This is a genomic window from Desulfobacteraceae bacterium (assembly GCA_022340425.1).
Classification (GTDB): Bacteria; Desulfobacterota; Desulfobacteria; order Desulfobacterales; family JAABRJ01; genus JAABRJ01.
The window spans coordinates 40625-59808 of sequence record JAJDNY010000021.1; the positions used below are offsets into that span (position 1 = coordinate 40625).

The window sequence follows — 19184 nt, forward strand, 5'->3', positions numbered from 1 at the left end:
CCCGGCATGACGACGCCTACGGCGGGCCCCGATCGGCACAGGGATTGCTTTAGCCCACAGGCGGACAGGGCGGCCGGCAAATTTTTCCACCCCGGTCGCCGAACATTTAAAAGGAGTGCTCGGATGGCAGAGATGTTTATCTTCGACGACACCACCCGGCTGCTGGGCAAGGCCATGGACGTTACGGCCCGGCGGCACGCCCTGATCGCCGGCAATATCGCCAACCTCGACACGGTCGGCTACCGGCCCCAGGACCTGGACTTCAAAAAGACCCTGGCCGCCGTCATGGCCGAGGGCCACCGCAAACTGGCCACCCCCCATGCCCGCCATATCCCGGCGGCCGAAACGGTCCGATTGGCGCCCAGCGCCATCGTAGACGGTGACGCCGGCCCGGGGCTGGATTCGGTCAATATCGACCGCGAGATGACCCATTTGATGGAAAACAACATCCAGTACCGCAGCAGCGTCGAACTGCTCCTGCGCAAGATCAGCCTGCTGCGCCAGGCCATTACCGAAGGAGGTCAATAATGGATCTCTTCAGGGCGCTCAATGTCAGTGCGTCCGGGCTGCACGCGCACCGCCGCAAGATGGACGTGATCGCCGAAAACCTGGCCAACACCGAAACCACCCGCACCGAAGCCGGCGGACCCTACCGCCGCAAGATGGTGGTATTCGAGGCCAAGCCGCTGGAGAGCTTTCGGGCGGTGCTCAACCGGCTGCGCGAAGATGCCGGCGGGGTGACGGTCAGCGAGGTCGTCCAGGCCCGCGACGCCCCTCGGATGGTTTACAACCCGGCCCATCCCGACGCCGACCCCGAGAGCGGCTACGTGGCCATGCCCAACATCAATCTGCTGACGGAGATGGCCGACATGGTGGTGGCCCGGCGGTCCTATGACGCCGGCGTGACCGCCCTGTCAACCACCCGCGGCATGATGCTCAAGGCCCTCGAGATCGGGAAATAATCCGCTTCAGCGGCCCGAAGGGAGTGCATATGAACGATATCAAAATCGGGACCCCCGCCATGACCCTGCCGCTTTCCGCCGGCGAGGGAGGGGTGCGGCGCTCGGAAGGCTTCAGCGATGCCCTCAAGCGCGCCATCGGCGAGGTCAACCAGTTGCAGCAGGCCGCCGACGGGGCAGCCGCCCAGGTGGTTCGCGGTGAGACGGGCATTCATGAGGGGATGCTGGCGATGGGCAAGGCGGATCTCTCCCTGCGCCTGATGCTTCAGGTGCGTAACAAGGCCATGGAGGCCTACCGGGAAATCATGCAGATGTCGGTATGAGGATTCCGGCCACCATCACTGCCACGGTGCTTCCGATCCCGAGAGGTTATCGGCCGGCCGCTGAGGGTCATGGCGACCATCCCGGCACCGACCCGATAAAACCCGACAAATCCATGGACCCGCCAGAATGAACAGCGCTCTGCAACAGATCGTGCACCTCTTCAACGCCATGCCCCTGCCGCGCAAGCTGCTGATGGCGGCCGTGGCGCTGACCGTCCTGGGGGGGTTTGGCCTGATGTTTTTCTGGGCCAACCGGATCGAATACCAGCCGGTGTTTACCGGTCTGGCGGCGGAGGACGCCGCCCAGATCGTCGAAAAACTCAAGGAGCAGCAGATCCCCTATCGGCTGGAAGGCGGCGGCAGCGTCATCCTGGTGCCGGCCGAGAGGGTCTACGACATTCGCCTCAGCATGGCCGGCGCGGGCATCCCCAAAGGCGGCGCGGTGGGGTTTGAAATCTTCAATCAAACCGAGTTCGGAACCACCGAATTCGTTCAGAAGCTCAATTTCCAGCGCGCCCTGCAGGGGGAGCTGGCCCGCACCATCCGCGATTTCAGGGAGGTCAGCGACGCCAGGGTGATGATCGTCATGCCCAAGGAGTCGGTCTTTGTGGAGGAGGCCCGGCCGCCCTCGGCATCGGTGCTGCTCAAGCTGCGCGCCAGCCTCTCGCCGGAGAAGGTCAGCGCCGTCGTGCACCTGGTGGCCAGCGCGGTGGAAGGGCTCGAACCCGATCGGGTCACGGTGGTGGACACCACGGGCAAGGTGCTTTCCAAGGGCGGCGGCGAGGAGCACAAGGCCGGCTCGCTGGCCGCCGGTCAGCTGGAGTACCGCAAAAGCTACGAGCAGGACCTGACCCAGCGCATCCAGACCCTGCTGGAGCGGATCGTCGGCAAGGGCCGGGCCATCGTGCGGGTTTCCGCCGAGATGGACTTCGACCAGGTGGCCATCGACGAGGAGATCTACGATCCGGACAGCCAGGTGGTGCGAAGTCAGCAGATCGTGAACGAGTCGGCCAACCGCAAATCCAGCCCCAACGCCAATGTCTCCAGTGTGGATGCCGTCAACGCCGCCGGTGCCGGTTATGCCCGTGAAACCGCCGATGTCAGCTCGCGCCAGGATGAAACGGTCAATTACGAAATCAGCCGAACCGTCAAGCGGATTTCCAGGCCGGTGGGCAGCCTCAACCGGCTGTCGGTGGCCGCGGTGCTGGACGGCAACTACGTATCCGCCCAAGAAAACGGCCAAACGGTTCGCCAGTACGTGCCGCGAACGACCGAGGAGCTCGCCCAGTTTACCAAAATCGTCAAGAACGCCATGGGCTACAGCGCCGACCGCGAAGACCAGATATCGGTTGAATCCGTTCCTTTTGCCGATATGCAAGACCTGCAGCTGGAAAAACCCCAAGGGCTCGACTGGGTCCGACTGGTGCGTCAATTCGGCCGCAGCGCGCTCAACGTCGTCTTGGTGCTGCTGGTGTTTTTCTTCGTGGTGCGGCCGCTGCTGAGAACCTTTCGGGATCTCAAAACCGAGGTGCGCACGCCGACCCTTGGCGGCGGCGAACACAGCCGGGCGGCCATCGCCACCGAACAGCGGGAGGCTCTGCCTGCGCCCGAGGGCCTTTCCCCCCGGCAACAGGCAGCCGCCCTGGCCCAGAAGGACATCGATAAATCGGCAGGTCTCATCAAGGGCTGGCTAAACGAGTCTGGGTCATGATGAAAAGCAAGCTGGACCCCCAGAACCTCACCGGGCCCCAGAAGGCGGCCGTCTTCCTGCTGACCATGGGGGAAGAGTTCGCCTCGGCGGTGTTCAGGAAAATGACGGAAAACGAGATCAAGAAGGTTGCCGGAATCATGTCGGAGATCCGGCATATCCCCGGGGAGGTGCTGACCGCGGTGTCCGAAGCTTTTGTCGACGGCTATCGCCAGGAGGACCAGGTGCTGGTGCCCGGGGACGGCTTTATCCAAGAGGTGATCGCCCAGGCCCTGGACCCCAAGGCCGCCGAAGCGATCGTCGCCCATATCCGCGAGAAAAAGCAGGAAATGCCCTTCAAGTGGAGCCGCGAAGTGGACCGCGAGGCCCTGGCCCAACGGATCAAGAACGAGCATCCCCAGACCATCGCCATGATTCTCTCCTATCTGCCGCCCGAAATATCAGCCGAGATTCTGATGACCGTGCCCGACGAGCAGAAGGGGGACATCGCCCTGCGCATCGCCAACCTGGGGCAGGTGCCCTCGGAGGTGGTCAAGGCCGTCGATCAGGCCCTGCAGTCGGATCTCAGCAACCTGGACAATGCAGCTGCGGCCGCGGGCGGGCTGGAGAAGCTGGTCCAGATTCTGGGCAGCGTGGACCGGGCCACCGAGGACACCGTCCTGGAGTCCATCGAGGACGAGCGCGGCGAGCTTGCAAACGAAATCCGGGAAATGATGTTCGTCTTCGAGGACCTGGTCAAGGTCGACGACCGCGGCATCCGGGAGATCCTCAAAAAGGTGGAAAGCCAGCAGCTGGTGCTGGCGATGAAGACCGCCAGCGAGGATATGAAGGCCAAGATTCTCAACAACCTCTCCTCACGCGCCGCGGAGATGTTGAAGGAAGACCTGGAGGTCATGGGCCCCGTGCGGCTGGCGGAAGTCGAGCAGGCCCAGCAGCAGATCGTGCGGGCCGCCAAGGAACTGGAGGCCGAAGGGGCCATCGTGCTGGGCGGCAAGGGAAAGGAGGACGTTCTTGTCTGATCCTTTGCATGCCCCTCAGGGGACGGCCGAGTGGCAGCCGATGCATTTTCAACGCGCCCCCGATCCGGACAGCGGCTGGGCGGCGGCCTCTCCGGGCGGCAGCGTCCTTCAATCCGGCTTCAGCGCACTTTACCCCCCGGGCGAGGCCGCGTGTGCGGCCCCCGCGCCCCAGGAGGCCCCGGACCAGGACCCGGCGGATGCCGAGGCTCTGCGCCGGGAAGCCTACCAGGAGGGCCTGGCCCGCGGGCAGGCTGAGGGCTTCGCCGCCGGCATGGAAAAGGCGGGCGAGGTGGTTGAAAACCTGCACCGGCTGCTTACCGCTGCCGAGCAATTGTGGCCCGCCCTGTGCCGCACCTACGAGCACCAGATCATCGCGCTGGTGGGACGGGTGGCGGAAAAGGTGGTCTGCGGGCATGTGGTCCTGGACCGGGAGGTGGTGCGGCGGACGATTCTCAAGGCCTTCGAGCAGATTCCCGAACCGCTGAACGTCGCCCTGGAGGTCAACCCCGAAGACTACGAGTACCTTGAGGCTCTCAAAAAACCCCTGATGGCCGAAATCCGCGGCCTCAAACAGCTCAGCCTGCAGGCCGACCCGTCGGTCGGCCGCGGCGGCTGCCGCATCGAAACCCGTTCCGGGACCATCGACGCCACCCTGGAGGCGCGCCTGGAGGCCGTTCGCCAATGCCTTCTGGAGACCGCCCCGCCGCCCCTCGTCGCCGCCGCTGCTGAAGCGCCGCCGGCGGATGACCGGCCCGGGCCGGCCTCGGCAATTCCCCCAGCGGTCCTTTCCCATGACCCCTGATCTGCACATCGACTGGGAACCGTATCAGCAGGCCGTTGCCGCCGCGGTCAGCATGCGTTTGGAGGGGCGCATCGCCAAGGTCATCGGGCTGATTGCCGAGGGCACCGGCCCGGACGTGAGCATCGGCAGCCTGTGCCGCATAAGCAACGAAAACGGCCCGGACCTTCTGGCTGAGGTGGTCGGCTTCAAGGAGGCGCGCGTATTGCTGATGCCATACGGTGATACCCGCGGGATCCGGCCCGGCAGCCGGATCGGGCTGGTCGACACCAGCCCCCGGGCCGATGTGGGCCGGGGGTTTCTCGGCCGGGTGGTGGACGGGCTGGGGCGGCCCATCGACGGCAAGGGAACCATCGCCGCCGAGGCCCGCTACCCCCTGCATGGCCGCCCCATCAACCCCATGGAGCGCGCGCCGATCCGGCAGCTCATGGATGTGGGCATCGGGGCCATCAACACCATGGTGCCCTTGGGGAGGGGCCAGCGGGTGGCCATCATGGCCGGCTCCGGGGTGGGCAAGAGCGTGCTGATGGGCATGATGACCCGCCACACGGCAGCTGATGTCACCGTGATCGGGCTGATCGGCGAGCGCGGCCGCGAGGTCGGGGATTTCGTTGGGCAAACCTTGGGCGCCGAGGGGATGCGCCGGGCCGCAGTCGTGGCGGCCACCTCCGACGCCCCGCCGCTGGTGCGGATGCGCGGCGCCTATCTGGCCACCACCCTGGCGGAGTATTTTCGGGACCAGGGAAAAAACGTGCTCCTGATCATCGACTCCATCACCCGTTTTGCCATGTCCTCCCGGGATGTTGGGCTGGCGGCCGGAGAGCCCCCCACCAGCCGGGGCTATACCCCGTCGTTCTTCGCCCAGCTACCGGTGCTGCTGGAGCGCGCTGGCAACTTGCAGGGGCGGGGCAGCATGACCGGCATCTACACCGTCCTGGTGGAGGGCGATGACATGAATGACCCGGTGGGCGACGCCGTGCGCTCCATCGTCGACGGCCATATCGTGCTCTCGCGCAAGCTGGCCAACCGCGGCCACTACCCGGCCATCGAGGTGCTGGAGTGCGTCAGCCGCGTCATGCGCGATGTGGTCGATCCGCAGCACCTGGCGCTGCGCGCCAAGGCGGTCGAACTGCTGGCGGCCTATCAGGGAGCCGAGGACATGATCGCTATCGGGGCTTACAGCGACGGCAGCGACCCGCAGATCGACCAGGCCAAACGGATGATGCCGCACCTCAGGCAGCTGCTCTCCCAGGAGATCGATCACCGGGTTGCCTATGGCGACGCGCTCCAGGCCCTGAGCGCCCTTTTCAAGGCCTGAGGCGGATCGCGTGAAACGTTTTCGATTTCGCCTGGCGGCGTTGCTGCGCTATCGAGAGTTTCAGGAGCGGCAGACCCGGCAGGCCGTTCTGGAGGCCAGTCGCGTGCTGGGGGAGTGCGAGGCCGATCTGGCGCGGCAGCAGGGGCGTCTGGACCAGGCGCGGGCGGCCTGTGAGGGTGAAGCACTGGGGGGGATGACCGCGGAGCGCTTCCTGCTTTTCACCCGGTTTGTGGCGGGGCTCGAAGCCCGGCGCGATGCCGCCCAAGCCCGGCGCCAAACGCTGCTGAAGGAGCTGGACGCCTGCCGCAAACGGCTGGCGGATGCCGTCGCTCAGCGGCAAGCCGTGGAAAAACTCAAAGAGCGCCGCCAGTCTGAATACGATCAGGACATGGCCAAGGAGTTGCAAAAGCAAACCGAGGAGATTGTCCTCATGCACCGGGGCCGGAAGGAAAAAAAATGAAGCGCCGCCGCCGCAACGCCATCAAAAACCTGCTGGTCGGTCTTTTGATGCTTAAAATCTCGCTGACCCTGGTTTTCCTGGCGGCCCCACTTTGGGCTCCCGATGCGGTGCTGCTGGAGAACCATGCCATTGCCCAGGAAACTGCGGCCCCAGCGGCTAAGGAGCCCCCTTCGGGCGAGACCCCGGCTGGCATTGACCCGTCGGCCGCTGCCACCCCCGCCACGGAGGAGGTCAAACTGACCCTGGCCAGCCTGGAGGAGAAACGGCTGGAGATCGAGAAGGAAAAAGAGCGGCTGAGCGAGCAGCAGGCGCGCTTGGAAAGCTTGAAGGACGAACTGACGCTCCAAATCGATGAACTCGCCCGGATTCGTCAGGAAGTGGAGGCCAGCCTGGCCGTCAAGGAGCAGCAGGAGACCGAGAAGCGGCGCCTGGCCCGGGAGCAGGAGGAGGCCAAGTTGAAACACCTGGTCAAGGTCTACACCAGCATGAAACCCAAAAACGCCGCCGCCCTGATCGACAAACTTGACCTGGATGTCGTGCTCAAGCTCTTTGCCCAAATGAAAGGCGAGCAGGTCGGGCAGATTCTCAGCTATGTCAGCCTCGATCGCGCCGCTCTGGTGAGCGAACGGCTGGCGCAAAACGCCGCCGGCCGGGGCAAGTAAACGCCCTCCGACAGCCCTCGTGATGACAGCCCCCGGCAACCCCGGGGGTTTTTTTGTTCCTCAGGGGCCGCTGCCGGACCGAATCTCAAACAGGAGCGCGCACCGGATGGGCGGCAAAAATTGCCGTTTCTCCCCCCGGCCGGGGTAAAAACTGCAGCCGCATGGCCCAGGATGCGAATCGGCAGCCGCCCAAGTTTGATTCCAATATACTGGAAAAAAAGGAAAACAGTTTTTTGGCAGGGGTGGCATAGGTGTTGCTCAGGGTCACAGCCAGCGGCAGCACCCATTTGCGGCCGGTATCAGAAAGGAAAGTCGGCATGTTGGCACCAGCGTTTCAGATTCAGAGTATTTTGACACCTCTGGCGGTCACCGGCGCACCGGCAGAACCGGCTGCATGCCCGGGCGGCTTCAGCCGTGCGCTGCACCGGGCGCTCCAGACCGGCGCGGCCCGGGAGGCGGGCACCGACGCGAAAGCAGGCACGGCCCAGCCGCCGCCGGGGGACAAATCCCGGTGGCTGCAACAGTTCAAGGCCCAGCTTGCGCAGCACGGGGTTGACTGCGGCGTCACGGCCGTGGACCGCGCTGGGCTGGCGACGCTGCTGCCGCTGCTTGCCGCGGCGGGTTTCGACGCCCAGGCGGCGGCCGGCCTTTTTGCCGAGCTGCAGGCCACCTCCGACAGCGGGGAGGTACGCCTGGCGGACCTCTTGGCGGGTCTGCAGGCGGGGGCTGCAGACTCGGTAAACTCTTCCGACGACCAAGCTTCGATGCTGGCGCTTTCCAGCCTGCCCTACCTGGAAACCCTGCTCAGCGCCTTCGGCATGCCCCCGGCGGATGTGGATCAGGTGGTGGCTGCATCCAAAGTCGAAGGGCAGGGTATCGCCCTAATGCCGCTGGTGGATGCCCTTAAACGCTGTCTGACGGCGAAGCCGGATCTGGCCGTGCGGGTAGCGGATGAAAAAACCCGCCTTCAGGCTGCGGAGTTGATGGGCCGCATGGGACTTGACCCAGACGGCCCCCACGCGGGAGGCGTTTTGAATCTGGAACAGTTTGTCGCCCGGCTGGAAAAACTGGCCGACCAAACCGCCGGCCCGCGGACCGAGCCGTCGGCGCTGGGGCCCCAAATCGATCGGTTTTTAGAAGGCTGTCACACATTGGGCCCCCAGACGCCGACGTCGGCTGGGCCGTCAGCGGTTGAAAATGGGATGTCAGCGATCCCGTCGCCCCACGCCGCCGGCCTGGAAACACCCCGGAGCGCGTCGGCGGCCCAGGGCCCCCCGCCGGCGGGGGAACCGCCGGCCGGCTCGCCTCCCCAGTCGTCTGCCGGTGAAGCGGCCCCGACGGTCGGGATGCTGGCTGCGGCCGAAAGCCGAGGTTCTGCTGCGACCGGCGGACCAGGCGGAACTTCTGCGGCCGCATCCGATCCCGGCCTGCCGGCCCATGTGCTCAACCAGGTGGGGCGCCAGATCGTGCGGGCCCGCCTGAGCGACGCCAGCGAGGTCCGTTTCCAGCTCAAACCGCCGCATCTGGGTCGGATTCAGTTGACCATCGATCAGGGCCCAGAGGGCCTCAAGGTTACCGTCCTCACCGAGCAGCAGGCGGCCCGCGACATGCTGACCGCGCATGCAGCCGACCTGCGCGCGGCGCTCCAGGAGCAGGGGATCCAACTGGCCAAGGTGGATGTTCAGTTCAGCCCCGACTTCGCCCAGACCATGGCCGACAGCCGGCGGGATTCGGCACGCGGCCGTCCGGGAAGCGCTCCGGCGGGCGCCCGGCGCAATGAGGGGGGCGAGACCGACCCGCTATCGGGTGCCCTGCCCACAAGCGGCGGGCGCGATAACGCCCTCAATATCGTGGTGTAGAGCCCAGCGAATACTAAAAAGAGGGGAGTGATCATGACAATCGAACCGGTTTCAAACGCAAGCGGCAGCCTCGCCGCCATCAGCGGCAGCTACGTCGACAGCACCCAGAAGGAAAAGGACAACGGCCTGCAGCAGTCCGACTTTCTCACCATGATGGTGGCCCAGTTGCAGCACCAGGACCCGCTCAACCCGGTGGAAGGCACCGATTACACCTCCCAACTGGCGCAGTTCAGCGGCCTGGAGCAGCAGATCAATACCAACACGAATCTGGAGGCGATCCTGAGGGCACTCGAAGACCAGGGGGCAAATGAAAACCTCCTGGACTATATCGGCAAGCAGATCACCTGCCGGGACAACCTGGTAACCCTGGAGAACGGCGTTGCCGGCGGTGCCACTTTCAGTCTGCCGGAGCCCGGGCAGGTCATCGTGACGATCACCGATGGCGCTGGAAACCAGATCACCAGCTATGCCCAGACCGATTTGGCCGCCGGCACCCACGCGGTTGTCTGGAACGGGCAAAGCCTCGACGGACAAAACGTCCCCGACGGCACCTATCGCTATGAAATCCAGGCCATCAGCGCCAGCGGCTCCCTCCAGAACGTTCAGACTGCCTTCACCGGCACCGTCACCGGTTTGACCTATGCCAACGGCTCCCCGCAATTGTTGATGGGCGGCCGCAGCGTCGATCCCCAGAGTGTGCTCAGCGTTGGGCTGGCACCCGAAGGGTAGCCCCAGGCGGGCGCGGCCCGCGGGATGAATTGCCAGCCTTTACAACTGGCACTTGGGATCAAAGCCTATCACCAAAATTGGAGACTGAACCATGTCATTGACCAGCTCACTTTACTCCGGCATCAGCGGTCTTTCGACCCTGGGAAATTCCATGCAGATCATCGGCGACAACATCGCCAACGTCAACACCGTCGCCTTCAAGGGCAGCAACTACACCTTCCAGGATCTCCTCAGCCAGTCGGTGGCCACCCAGTCCGGCACTTCCCAGGTGGGCCGCGGCACGGCCCTGGGCAACATCTCGGCCAATTTTCAGCAGGGCTCCTTTGAATCCACCGGCAACACCACCGACCTGGCCATCGGCGGCAAGGGTTTCTTCGTTCTGCGCGAGGCCGGCAGCAACTCCCAGTTCTACACCCGTGCGGGCAATTTCAGTTTCAACAACGACGGCTACCTCACCAGTCCCGAAGGCTACGTGGTCCAGGGCTGGGCGCTGAACGAGGACACCGGCGAGGATGTGGGCTCCATCGCCGATATCATGCTGGACTCCTTTACCTCGCCGCCGCGCCAAACCGATCAACTCACCGTGATCACCAACCTGGACGCCGATGCAATCAGCAACAGCGCCGACCTTGCGGCCGCCTGGGACGCCACCAACGCGCCGCCCATGGCCGCCACCAGCTACGAATACCAGTCGACGGTCAAGGCCTACGACTCCCTGGGATCCACCCACGACATCACCATCTACTACGACATCATCGACGGCACCTCCAACTGGGAGTATGTCGTGACCTGTAATCCCGCCGAAGACCGCCGCGGCTTTCCCGCGGGCGACCCCAACGCGGGCCTCCTGGCCCGGGGGCAGATCGATTTCTCGACCAGCTCCGGCACCATCACCAACCTGAACCTGGAGAACCTCACCGCCGGTGGTTGGGTCCCTGCGGCCCTCAATCCCGACGGCTACTTCGAGTTTACCGCCGATTTTCTCGGTGGGGTGCCCCTTTCCGTCGATCTGGACATCGGGACCCGCTGGGACGGCACCGGCTTCGCCAACTCGTCGCTGACCACCACCCAGTACGCTCGGGCCTCCTCCACCACCTTTCAATCCTCCACCGGCTATGGTGCCGGCGACCTTCAGGGGGTCTCGGTGGGCACCGACGGGATTGTCACCGGCAGCTATTCCAACGGGCAGCTGATTCCGCTCTACCGGGTGGCCCTGGCCAGCTTCCAGAACGAGCAGGGGCTTTTCAAGCTCGGCGGCAATCTCTATCAGGAAACCAACGAAAGCGGCGACCCGGTCACCAACCACCCCGGCACCAACGGTTTGGGGAGCATCACCCCCAACTCGCTCGAGCAGTCCAACGTCGACATCGCCAACGAGTTCGTCAAGATGATCACCACCCAGCGGGGCTACCAGGCCAATTCCAAAATCATCACCACCGTGGACGACATGCTGGCCGAGACGATCCAGATGAAACGCTAACTGGAATGGGGCAGGGGCGGCGGGCGGCTGGGCGCCCGCCGCTTCCTTCCGACGGCCGTCATGGAATTGACGTCCGTACCGCCAATTTGACCCCCCGACCCTGACCGCAGACCCTGCCAGGGGCCTCCGGCAGCGGTGGATCCGGCAAGGCCTCCCGGGGCGGGGTCTTTTGAGATGCCCAGCGCCGGCACCTTTCTCCTCTTTGCGGCCACTCAGGCCACCCCGCCTGGCACTTTCCTTGCTTAAAGCCTCTTCAGTTTTCTATCCGCGTCGGTTTTCCGTCGCCCCGCCGGCAGAATCTTCAATCCGCCGATTCTGAAAAGAGACGCTAATGGACATAGCCACGCTTCTGGGAACGGTGTCCGCCTTCGGGCTGGTGTTGATCGCGATCATCATGGGGGGCGGACTCTCTCTGTTCATCAACGTTCCTTCGCTGATGATTGTCGTGGGAGGGACCCTCGGGGCCACCATGATCAATTACCCCCTCAAAGACGTCCTGGGAGCGCTGCGGGTGGTTAAAAACGTGTTTTTGAGCAAGAGCGCCTCGGTGGAGAAGATCGTCGAGCAGTTCGTGGGTTTCGGCAACAAGTCACGGCGTGAGGGCATCCTCTCGCTGGAGGAGGATGTCAAGAACGTCGAGGACATCTTTCTCAAGAAGGGCCTGCAGCTGTCGGTGGACGGGCTGGAGCCCGGGTCGATCCAGAACATCCTGGAGACCGAAATCGCGTTTCTGCGGGAACGACACCAGCTGGGGGCCGAAATTTTCGCCACCATGGGCACCTTTGCACCTGCCCTGGGGATGATCGGGACCCTCATCGGGCTGGTTCAGATGCTGCAGTCCATGGAGGATCCCAGTTCCATCGGCCCGGCGATGGCCGTGGCGCTGTTGACCACCTTCTACGGCTCGCTGATCGCCAACCTGGTCTGCATGCCGATCTCCGGAAAGCTCAAGACCCGCAGCAAAGAGGAGACGCTCGCCAAGGAGATGATCACCGAAGGCGTGATCTCCCTTACCAAGGGCGAAAACCCGCGGATTCTCGAGCAGAAGATGCTGGCGTTCGTCTCACCGAGCCAGCGCCAGTCCCATTTCAAATAATCCTCCCAACGGCGGACGACCCCGAGGGGCGCCAGAATGGCCCGCAAACAGAAACAACCCGCAGCCGCAGGCAGCAACCTTATTCAGGTGATGACGGTCTCGCTCTTTATCATTCTGCTGGCGTTTTTCATTCTGCTCAACGCCATCGCGGTGGTGGACGAGCAGCGGCAGCGCCAGGCGCTGGGATCCCTGCTGGAGAGCTTCGCGGGTCTTTCGGGTGGCTTCAGTTTTCTTGAGCGCAAGCAAAGCCCTTCGGCGCTGCCCCCCTTTCCGGCGCCGGCAGGCAGGGTGGACTTCACCCCCTTGCTGGAAACCGCCGAGCATTTGAACCAGCAGGTGCGGATCCGGAGCACCCAGCGCGGTGCGGTGGTGTCGCTGCAGGCCGATGGGCTTTTCCAGGGTCCGGGGGTGCAAATCCGGCCGGCGGCGCATCCCCTGCTGGTGCGGTTGGCAGACCTGATCCTGAAAAGCGAGGCCCCCGTCGAGGTCAGCGGCCACAGCGACAACAGCCCAGCCGACCCCACCCAGGGAGGATCCCCCATGGCGCTCTCCGCCCGGCGGGCGCTTGGTGTGCTGCGGTTTTTGGTCGACCGGGGGGGGGTGCCGGCCGAGCGCATCACGGCCTACGGTCGGGGGCCGCATCAACCCCTGGCCGCCAACACCACCCGCGAGGGCCGGGCGCTCAATCGGCGGGTGGACGTGCTGCTGCTGCATCCCCGGGGCCTTCAGAAGCCCCAGCGGGGCTTCACCTTCAAATCGTTTTTCTTCAAGGTGTTCAGGTAGCGACGGATGCTGGCGATCCATCCCAAGGGGAGGTAACAGCCGTTTTGGCCAGAAACAGCGGCAGAAAAAACCGCGGACAGGACCTTGCGCAGGTCGACCCCAACGCCTGGATGGTGACCTTCGCCGACTTGGTGATGCTGCTGCTGACCTTCTTCGTTTTGCTGCTGACGATGAAGTCCATGGACACCGGAAAAGTGCGCACCATTTTCAACATCGCCGCCGCCACCCAGGGCCCCATGAGCCACAGCGCGGTCAGCCCCCGGGTCAGTCCCATCGACGACGCCCAGGGCGCCCCGCGGATCGACACCCTCAGCGATAGCCGTCTGGTGGCCGAGGCGGTGGAACTTCTTAACGGCATTCAGCGGGTGAAGGCCGAAAACCCCGAGATGGCAGCCGTTCTCGATCTGCTGGGGGTTTCCGAGGACCAGCGGGGGGTGGTGATCTCGCTGGAGGCCGACCACCTCTTCGCTTCCGGTGAGGCCGTGATCCGTCCCCAGAAACTCCCGATCCTGGAGGGCATCAAAAAGGTCCTGCGGTTTGCGGCCAACCAGATTCTGATCATGGGCCATAGCGACCGCCAGCCGGTGGTCGGCGGCCGTTTCGCCAGCAACTGGGAGCTCTCCTTGGAGCGCGCCCTGAGTGTCCACGCGGTGCTGACCGCACCGCCGGGGCTTGACCCGGCGCAGCTGGGGGTGGGCGGCTATGGCGACCGGCGGCCGCTCTTCGGCCCCGATACCCCGGAAAACCGCGCCCGCAACCGGCGGGTGGAATTTATTCTGCGAAAACCGAATTGAGCGAGGAAAGACCGGTGCAAAGCAATTTTTCGGTGCAAGTCAAATCCCTGCCGGCGCTGCTGTTGGCGCTGCTGACGCTCTGCAGCCCGATGACCGGCTGCAAGGGGCAGGAGGCCGATGGCCGGCAGGCGGCGGTGGCGGCTGATTTCGGCCAGATTTTCGACCTCGACACCTTCGTGGTCAATCTGGGCGACCAGGGCGGCAAGCGCTACCTGAAGACCAAGATCGCCCTGGAGTACGGCAGCGAAGCGCTCGGAAAGGAAATGATCACCCGCCTGCCCCAACTGCGGGACATGATTCTGCTCCTGCTCAGCAGTAAAACCCTGGATCAGATCCAGGATATCGACGGCAAAATCGCGCTGCGCAACGAACTGATGGCTCGGATCAACCAGACCCTGCAGCAGGGGCATATCAAAAACCTCTATTTCACCGAGTTCGTCATTCAGTAGCCCGGGGGCCTGATGAGCGATATTCTTTCCCAGGATGAGGTCGACAGCCTTCTCAGCGGTCTGACCACCGGCAAGGTCGAAGCCGAGACCGACACCGGACCCGATCCCCAGGAGGTTCAGGCCTACGACTTCACCCGCCAGGACCAGGTGGTGCGCGGGCGGATGCCGACCTTTGAGCTGGTCAACGAACGGCTGGCCAAGGAGATGCGCGCCGGCGTCTCCAACCTGCTGCACACCAGTGTGGGGATTGCCCTGAAGGCCACCGACACGATCAAGTTTTCCGAATTCACCCGCTCGCTGCCGGTGCCCACCAGCCTGCATCTCTTCCGCATGGAGCCGCTGCGCGGCTTTGCCCTGATGGTCCTGGAAAGCCGGCTGGTCTATAACCTGATCGACACTTTTTTCGGCGGCCGCGGCGACGGCAAGGCCAAGATCGAGGGGCGCGAGTTCACCCCGATCGAGACCGTCATGATCCAGAAGGTGGTCGCCGTTTGTCTCGAGGCCCTCAAAAAGGCCTGGCGCCCGGTGGAGGTGATCGATACGGTCTTCGTCCGCTCGGAGATGAACCCCCAGTTTGCGACGGTTCTGCTGCCCTCGGACCTGGTGATCGTCTCGCGCTTCGAGGTCGAGCTGGAGCAAAGCGCGGGTCTCATCACGGTCAGCCTGCCCTATGCGATGATCGAACCCATTCGCAGCAAGCTCAACGCCGGCTTCCAGAGCGACGCCCTTGAAGTCGACCAGGCTTGGCAGCGGCGGATGCGGGAAATCCTGCAGGTCGCCGAGATCAGTTTTGGGGTGGCTCTGGGGGCCACCGAGATAACCGGCGAGCGCCTGATTCACCTCAGGGTCGGGGACGTGATTCAACTGGACAACGATGCCGAGGAGCGCCTGACCGGTTTGGTGGCCGGGGTTCCCAAATTCAAGGGTTTTGCCGGCACCCACCGGGGGTGCCAGGCCTTCAAGGTGGACAGCCGATTGGAGTAGCACGCGATGGATGCAGACAACAGGGCGGCAGCGGCAGCCGTCGCCGAGGGCGCCGAAACGGCGGCCGCCGGCGGCGGAGAGCGGGACCTGGACTTTATCCTCGATATTCCCCTGGAGTTGTCGGTGGAGCTCGGGCGCACCCGTATGTTGGTCAACGACCTCTTGCAGTTGGGCCAGGGGGCGATCGTGCAGCTGGACAAACTGGCCGGTGAGCCCCTGGAGATTTTCATCAACCGCAAACTGGTGGCCCGCGGGGAGGTGGTGGTGGTCAACGAAAAATTCGGCGTGCGTCTGACCGACATCATCAGCCCCACGGAGCGGGTCCGCACCCTCGGCTGAGCCGGCTGCCCGCTGACGGAACGCGGTCAGGGATTCAAGGAACGCGCGATGGATGGATTGTCCTCCCCGGCGGCGGCCGCGGCACCGCCGGAACTGTGGTTTTCACTGCTCAAAAGCGCCGCGACGCTCTGCATCGTGCTGGCCCTCTTGGTCGGGGCGCTGGTTTTGATGCGCCGGCTTTTCGTCCAACGGGGCGCACTGGGCGGGGCGCAGATCATCAAGACCGTCGCCGTCCAGTACGTGGCGCCCAAGGAGCGGGTCATCCTGCTGGATGTGCTGGGCGAAAAACTGCTGATCGGGGCCACCCCCCAAGCCATCACCCTGCTCTCCCGGCTGCCCGCCGGGTGTCAGCTGCCCTCGCCGCCGGCCCCCGACTCGGCCGGCCTTTTTAAAGACCTTCTCAAACGGACGCTCCAGCGCGAGCAGCGGCCGCGCGCTTGAAACCCGCCGGGCCGCGGCCGCCGGACCAGGACAGGCAGATCCCAATGAAGGCCCTTCACCCCACAAGCGGGACCCTTTTGCGCCTCCTTCTGGCCGCGCTGTTGTTGGCCTTGGCGGCGGCGCCGGCGGCGGCCGTGCCGCTGCCCTCCTTGCAGATCGGTGTGGAGGAGGCCCGGTCCCCGGAAGAGGTGGCCGTGGTCCTGCAGATCATTGCGCTCTTGACGGTCCTTTCTCTGGCACCGGCGATCCTGGTGCTGATGACCTCCTTTACCCGCCTGGTTGTGGTGTTCAATTTTCTGCGCCAGGCGATTGGTGTGCAGCAGGCCCCGCCCAACCAGGTCCTCATCGGGCTGGCGCTCTTCATCACCTTCTTCGTGATGGCCCCGGTCTGGCAGCAGGTCCACCAGACGGCCTTGCGTCCCTACCTCGACAAGGAAATCTCCTACCAGCAGGCCTTCGAGAGTGCCCAGGCGCCGGTGCGCAAGTTCATGCTGGCCAACACCCGCGAAAAGGATCTGGCGCTTTTCGTGAAAGTCTCCGGCGCCGATCGGCCCCGCACGCCGGCGGATGTGGGCATGCTGGCGCTGATCCCGGCCTTCGTGATCAGCGAGTTGAAAACCGCCTTTATCATCGGCTTCGTGCTCTACGTGCCGTTTCTGGTGATCGACATGGTGGTGGCCAGCGTGCTGCTTTCCATGGGCATGATGATGCTGCCGCCGGTGATGATCTCGCTGCCCTTCAAACTGATGCTCTTCGTTCTCGTGGACGGCTGGAACATCGTGATCGGCTCTTTGGTCAAGAGCTTCGGGGTGGTCTGAGATGACGCCTGAATTCGTGGTCAGCTTCGCCAAGGAGGCCATCACCCTGACCATCCTGATCGCCATGCCGCTGCTGGGTTTGGGTCTGATCGTGGGGCTGGCGGTGAGCATCTTCCAGGCGGTCACCTCGGTTCAGGAAATGACCCTCAGCTTCATTCCCAAAATCCTGGCGGTGCTCCTGGGCCTGTTGTTTTTCGCCCCCTGGATGCTCCAGCGGCTGGTGGGCTTCACCCGCCAGATCATCACCGACATCCCGCTTTACATCCGCTGAAATGCAGCTCCTGAACTTTTCCCCGGAACAGTTCGAGGTCTTTGTCCTGATCCTGATCCGGGTCGGTGCGCTGCTGCTTCTCTTCCCGATTTTTGACAGCCCGCTTTTCCCGCGCGTGGTCAAGCTCGGTCTGGCGCTGGCCTTGACCCTGGCGCTTTTCCCGGCGGTGCCGGTGGACGCCACGCGCTTTCCGCGGCATGCCCCCGGGCTGCTGGCCCTGGGGGTCAGCGAGCTCTTCGCGGGCATGGTGCTGGGGTTGACGGTGCGCCTTTTTTTTGCGGCGGTGCAGCTGGCGGGCCAGATGGTGGGCTTTCAGATGGGGTTTTCGATCATCAACGTGCTCGACCCCCAGACCGGCGGGCAGGTGTCGATTATCGACCAGATCGGCCTGATGGTGGTGATGCTGCTGTTTCTCTCGCTAAATGGGCACCACGTCCTGATCGGCGCCCTGGCCGAGAGCTTCCGGATTTTGGCCCCCGGCGTGCTCAACCTGCAGCAGGGCTTTTTCTCCCTGGTGCTGGCCGGCGCCGGCAACATGTTCGCCCTGGGCATCAAGATCGGGGCGCCCGCCATCGCGGCCCTGCTGTTCACCGATGCGGCCTTCGGGATCTGCGCGCGCTTCGTGCCCCAAATGAATATCCTGATCGCCGGCTTCCCGGTCAAGATCGTCGTGGGCCTCTTTTTTTTCGGCGTGACGCTTCAAATCGTGGGCCTGATGACCGGCCTCTTCCTGGGCCACCTGCCGGGGCAGCTGCGAACCCTGCTGACCCTCATGGGGATCCCGTAGATGCCTGAACAGGGGTTCCAGGAGCGCACCGAGCGGGCGACCCCGCGCAAACGCGAACAGGCCCGTGAAAAAGGCCAGGTGGCCCGCAGCGCCGACATCTCATCGGTCTGTGTGCTGCTGGCCGGGGTCTTGGCGCTCTATTTTTTCAGCCACCATCTCTACCGGGGGCTTGCCTCGGTCATCCGCAGCGGCCTGAGCTTTGACCGGATAACGGAATTCAGCAGCGCCGGATGCCTGCAGCTGTGCTCAACGGTTTTGCTGCGCTTTCTGATCATGTTGCTGCCGGTGATGGGCGCGGTCTTTCTGGCCGCCCTGGCCGCCAACCTGATCCAGGTCGGCTTCCACCTGTCCGGGCAGGCGCTGGCCCCCAGGCTCGACAAGCTGAGCGTCAGCAAGGGGTTTGGCCGCCTGTTTTCGCTGCGCTCGCTGGTGGAGCTGGTCAAGTCGCTTCTCAAGCTGGGGATCGTCGGCGGCGTCGCCTATCTGGCGGTCAAGGGTCAAAGCGCCGGCCTGCTGAGCCTCTACGACATGAGCCCCAACGCCATTACGGCCTTTATCCTGGGGGCGGCCCTCAAGCTTTTTCTCTGGGTGGGGCTGATCATGGCCCTGGTGGCGGCCCTGGACTACGGGTTCCAGCGCTGGAAGTTTGAGCAGGAACTCAAGATGACCAAGCAGGAGGTCAAGGAGGAGGCCAAACAGGCCGAAGGCGACCCCCAGATCAAGGCCCGCATCCGCAGCATTCAGCAGCAGGCGGCGCGCAAGCGCATGATGCAGGCCCTTCCCCAGGCCGACGTGGTGGTTACCAACCCCACCCACCTGGCCGTGGCCATCAAATACGATCCCCTCAGCATGGGAGCCCCGCAGGTGGTGGCCAAAGGCGCCGGAGCGGTGGCGGCCCGCATCCGGCAGCTGGCCGCCGGCTACGGCATCCCGGTGGTGGAGAACAAGGGCTTGGCAAGAAATTTGTATAAGACAGTGGAGCCCGGCCGCGAGATTCCCTCTGAGCTCTACCGGGCGGTGGCCGAACTGCTGGCCTACGTTTACAGGCTCAAGGGCAACGCACGCAGATAACCCCCGGGTTTTTCCGGGCGCCAGGCAGGGGCGAA

The 19184-nt window shown here is 64.3% G+C and carries 23 protein-coding genes and 1 pseudogene; 23 read left to right on the plus strand and 1 reads right to left on the minus strand.

Annotation, left to right across the window (positions count from 1 at the left end; translation table 11 throughout):
- Positions 1 to 123: 123 nt before the first annotated feature.
- The 9 genes from flgB to LJE63_02230 all read left to right on the plus strand — a co-directional run bounded on the left by flgB (position 124) and on the right by LJE63_02230 (position 7248).
- On the plus strand, positions 124 to 528 hold the full coding sequence (flgB, locus tag LJE63_02190) for a flagellar basal body rod protein FlgB (protein MCG6905409.1): 405 nt from the start codon (positions 124 to 126) through the stop codon (positions 526 to 528).
- Complete coding sequence (gene flgC, locus LJE63_02195) at positions 528 to 962, plus strand: flagellar basal body rod protein FlgC (protein MCG6905410.1); 435 nt, start codon at positions 528 to 530, stop codon at positions 960 to 962. The genes flgB and flgC overlap by 1 nt, the downstream gene beginning before the upstream one ends.
- 29 nt (positions 963 to 991) lie before the next feature.
- Positions 992 to 1282 carry a flagellar hook-basal body complex protein FliE gene (fliE, locus tag LJE63_02200; protein MCG6905411.1) on the plus strand — a complete coding sequence of 97 codons (291 nt, stop codon included), beginning with the start codon at positions 992 to 994 and terminating at the stop codon, positions 1280 to 1282.
- A gap of 127 nt (positions 1283 to 1409) precedes the next feature.
- The gene (fliF, locus tag LJE63_02205) at positions 1410 to 2993 is read left to right on the plus strand and encodes a flagellar M-ring protein FliF (GenBank protein MCG6905412.1); all 1584 of its coding nucleotides are present in this window, start codon (positions 1410 to 1412) and stop codon (positions 2991 to 2993) included.
- A complete protein-coding gene (fliG, locus tag LJE63_02210) occupies positions 2990 to 4009 on the plus strand; it encodes a flagellar motor switch protein FliG (GenBank protein MCG6905413.1) in 1020 nt (339 codons plus the stop codon). Before fliF ends, fliG begins: the two co-directional genes overlap by 4 nt.
- The gene (locus LJE63_02215; protein MCG6905414.1) at positions 4002 to 4811 is read left to right on the plus strand and encodes a hypothetical protein; all 810 of its coding nucleotides are present in this window, start codon (positions 4002 to 4004) and stop codon (positions 4809 to 4811) included. Before fliG ends, LJE63_02215 begins: the two co-directional genes overlap by 8 nt.
- Positions 4801 to 6126, plus strand: coding sequence for a FliI/YscN family ATPase (locus tag LJE63_02220; protein MCG6905415.1), 1326 nt, complete (start codon positions 4801 to 4803; stop codon positions 6124 to 6126). The genes LJE63_02215 and LJE63_02220 overlap by 11 nt, the downstream gene beginning before the upstream one ends.
- Positions 6127 to 6136: 10 nt before the next feature.
- The gene (fliJ, locus tag LJE63_02225) at positions 6137 to 6586 is read left to right on the plus strand and encodes a flagellar export protein FliJ (protein MCG6905416.1); all 450 of its coding nucleotides are present in this window, start codon (positions 6137 to 6139) and stop codon (positions 6584 to 6586) included.
- Entirely contained in the window at positions 6583 to 7248 is a 666-nt protein-coding gene (locus tag LJE63_02230) for a hypothetical protein (GenBank protein ID MCG6905417.1), read from the plus strand. Before fliJ ends, LJE63_02230 begins: the two co-directional genes overlap by 4 nt.
- Positions 7249 to 7333: 85 nt before the next feature.
- Here LJE63_02230 and LJE63_02235 read toward each other — a convergent pair whose 3' ends face one another.
- Positions 7334 to 7567 carry a hypothetical protein gene (locus LJE63_02235; protein MCG6905418.1) on the minus strand — a complete coding sequence of 78 codons (234 nt, stop codon included), beginning with the start codon at positions 7565 to 7567 and terminating at the stop codon, positions 7334 to 7336.
- On the opposite strand from LJE63_02235, the gene LJE63_02240 reads away from it, so the two are divergent.
- From LJE63_02240 to flhB, 14 genes and pseudogenes are all read left to right on the plus strand, one after another.
- Entirely contained in the window at positions 7566 to 9107 is a 1542-nt protein-coding gene (locus tag LJE63_02240) for a flagellar hook-length control protein FliK (protein ID MCG6905419.1), read from the plus strand. The genes LJE63_02235 and LJE63_02240 overlap by 2 nt on opposite strands.
- 33 nt (positions 9108 to 9140) lie before the next feature.
- Positions 9141 to 9836, plus strand: a complete 696-nt coding sequence (locus tag LJE63_02245) for a flagellar hook assembly protein FlgD (protein MCG6905420.1) — start codon at positions 9141 to 9143, stop codon at positions 9834 to 9836.
- 91 nt (positions 9837 to 9927) lie between these two features.
- Positions 9928 to 11316 (plus strand): flagellar hook protein FlgE, encoded by a 1389-nt coding sequence (locus LJE63_02250; GenBank protein MCG6905421.1) that lies wholly within the window; start codon positions 9928 to 9930, stop codon positions 11314 to 11316.
- A gap of 331 nt (positions 11317 to 11647) precedes the next feature.
- On the plus strand, positions 11648 to 12412 hold the full coding sequence (locus LJE63_02255) for a MotA/TolQ/ExbB proton channel family protein (protein MCG6905422.1): 765 nt from the start codon (positions 11648 to 11650) through the stop codon (positions 12410 to 12412).
- Positions 12413 to 12448: 36 nt separating this feature from the next.
- On the plus strand, positions 12449 to 13195 hold the full coding sequence (locus tag LJE63_02260; GenBank protein MCG6905423.1) for an OmpA family protein: 747 nt from the start codon (positions 12449 to 12451) through the stop codon (positions 13193 to 13195).
- A 44-nt stretch (positions 13196 to 13239) separates the two neighbouring features.
- Positions 13240 to 13989 carry an OmpA family protein gene (locus LJE63_02265; GenBank protein ID MCG6905424.1) on the plus strand — a complete coding sequence of 250 codons (750 nt, stop codon included), beginning with the start codon at positions 13240 to 13242 and terminating at the stop codon, positions 13987 to 13989.
- A gap of 14 nt (positions 13990 to 14003) precedes the next feature.
- Positions 14004 to 14438 (plus strand): flagellar basal body-associated FliL family protein, encoded by a 435-nt coding sequence (locus LJE63_02270; GenBank protein ID MCG6905425.1) that lies wholly within the window; start codon positions 14004 to 14006, stop codon positions 14436 to 14438.
- Positions 14439 to 14450: 12 nt separating this feature from the next.
- Positions 14451 to 15422: a flagellar motor switch protein FliM gene (gene fliM / locus LJE63_02275; protein ID MCG6905426.1), complete on the plus strand. Its 972-nt coding sequence runs from the start codon at positions 14451 to 14453 to the stop codon at positions 15420 to 15422.
- Between the two features lie 81 nt (positions 15423 to 15503).
- Positions 15504 to 15761 (plus strand): annotated as a pseudogene (gene fliN / locus LJE63_02280) (flagellar motor switch protein FliN).
- Positions 15762 to 15809: 48 nt separating this feature from the next.
- Positions 15810 to 16202 (plus strand): flagellar biosynthetic protein FliO, encoded by a 393-nt coding sequence (locus tag LJE63_02285; protein MCG6905427.1) that lies wholly within the window; start codon positions 15810 to 15812, stop codon positions 16200 to 16202.
- A 44-nt stretch (positions 16203 to 16246) separates the two neighbouring features.
- Positions 16247 to 17020, plus strand: a complete 774-nt coding sequence (fliP, locus tag LJE63_02290) for a flagellar type III secretion system pore protein FliP (GenBank protein ID MCG6905428.1) — start codon at positions 16247 to 16249, stop codon at positions 17018 to 17020.
- A gap of 1 nt (position 17021) precedes the next feature.
- Positions 17022 to 17291, plus strand: coding sequence for a flagellar biosynthesis protein FliQ (gene fliQ / locus LJE63_02295; protein ID MCG6905429.1), 270 nt, complete (start codon positions 17022 to 17024; stop codon positions 17289 to 17291).
- 1 nt (position 17292) lies between these two features.
- On the plus strand, positions 17293 to 18078 hold the full coding sequence (gene fliR, locus LJE63_02300) for a flagellar biosynthetic protein FliR (GenBank protein MCG6905430.1): 786 nt from the start codon (positions 17293 to 17295) through the stop codon (positions 18076 to 18078).
- Positions 18079 to 19149, plus strand: a complete 1071-nt coding sequence (gene flhB / locus LJE63_02305; GenBank protein MCG6905431.1) for a flagellar biosynthesis protein FlhB — start codon at positions 18079 to 18081, stop codon at positions 19147 to 19149.
- Positions 19150 to 19184 lie beyond the last annotated feature (35 nt).

Coding starts and splice junctions, on each gene's coding strand:
- flgB (MCG6905409.1), top strand. CDS start 124: ATGGCAGAGATGTTTATCTTCGACGACACCACCCGGCTGCTGGGCAAG.
- flgC (MCG6905410.1), top strand. CDS start 528: ATGGATCTCTTCAGGGCGCTCAATGTCAGTGCGTCCGGGCTGCACGCG.
- fliE (MCG6905411.1), top strand. CDS start 992: ATGAACGATATCAAAATCGGGACCCCCGCCATGACCCTGCCGCTTTCC.
- fliF (MCG6905412.1), top strand. CDS start 1,410: ATGAACAGCGCTCTGCAACAGATCGTGCACCTCTTCAACGCCATGCCC.
- fliG (MCG6905413.1), top strand. CDS start 2,990: ATGATGAAAAGCAAGCTGGACCCCCAGAACCTCACCGGGCCCCAGAAG.
- LJE63_02220 (MCG6905415.1), top strand. CDS start 4,801: ATGACCCCTGATCTGCACATCGACTGGGAACCGTATCAGCAGGCCGTT.
- LJE63_02230 (MCG6905417.1), top strand. CDS start 6,583: ATGAAGCGCCGCCGCCGCAACGCCATCAAAAACCTGCTGGTCGGTCTT.
- LJE63_02240 (MCG6905419.1), top strand. CDS start 7,566: ATGTTGGCACCAGCGTTTCAGATTCAGAGTATTTTGACACCTCTGGCG.
- LJE63_02235 (MCG6905418.1), bottom strand. CDS start 7,567: ATGCCGACTTTCCTTTCTGATACCGGCCGCAAATGGGTGCTGCCGCTG.
- LJE63_02245 (MCG6905420.1), top strand. CDS start 9,141: ATGACAATCGAACCGGTTTCAAACGCAAGCGGCAGCCTCGCCGCCATC.
- LJE63_02250 (MCG6905421.1), top strand. CDS start 9,928: ATGTCATTGACCAGCTCACTTTACTCCGGCATCAGCGGTCTTTCGACC.
- LJE63_02255 (MCG6905422.1), top strand. CDS start 11,648: ATGGACATAGCCACGCTTCTGGGAACGGTGTCCGCCTTCGGGCTGGTG.
- LJE63_02260 (MCG6905423.1), top strand. CDS start 12,449: ATGGCCCGCAAACAGAAACAACCCGCAGCCGCAGGCAGCAACCTTATT.
- fliM (MCG6905426.1), top strand. CDS start 14,451: ATGAGCGATATTCTTTCCCAGGATGAGGTCGACAGCCTTCTCAGCGGT.
- LJE63_02285 (MCG6905427.1), top strand. CDS start 15,810: ATGGATGGATTGTCCTCCCCGGCGGCGGCCGCGGCACCGCCGGAACTG.
- fliP (MCG6905428.1), top strand. CDS start 16,247: ATGAAGGCCCTTCACCCCACAAGCGGGACCCTTTTGCGCCTCCTTCTG.
- fliQ (MCG6905429.1), top strand. CDS start 17,022: ATGACGCCTGAATTCGTGGTCAGCTTCGCCAAGGAGGCCATCACCCTG.
- fliR (MCG6905430.1), top strand. CDS start 17,293: ATGCAGCTCCTGAACTTTTCCCCGGAACAGTTCGAGGTCTTTGTCCTG.
- flhB (MCG6905431.1), top strand. CDS start 18,079: ATGCCTGAACAGGGGTTCCAGGAGCGCACCGAGCGGGCGACCCCGCGC.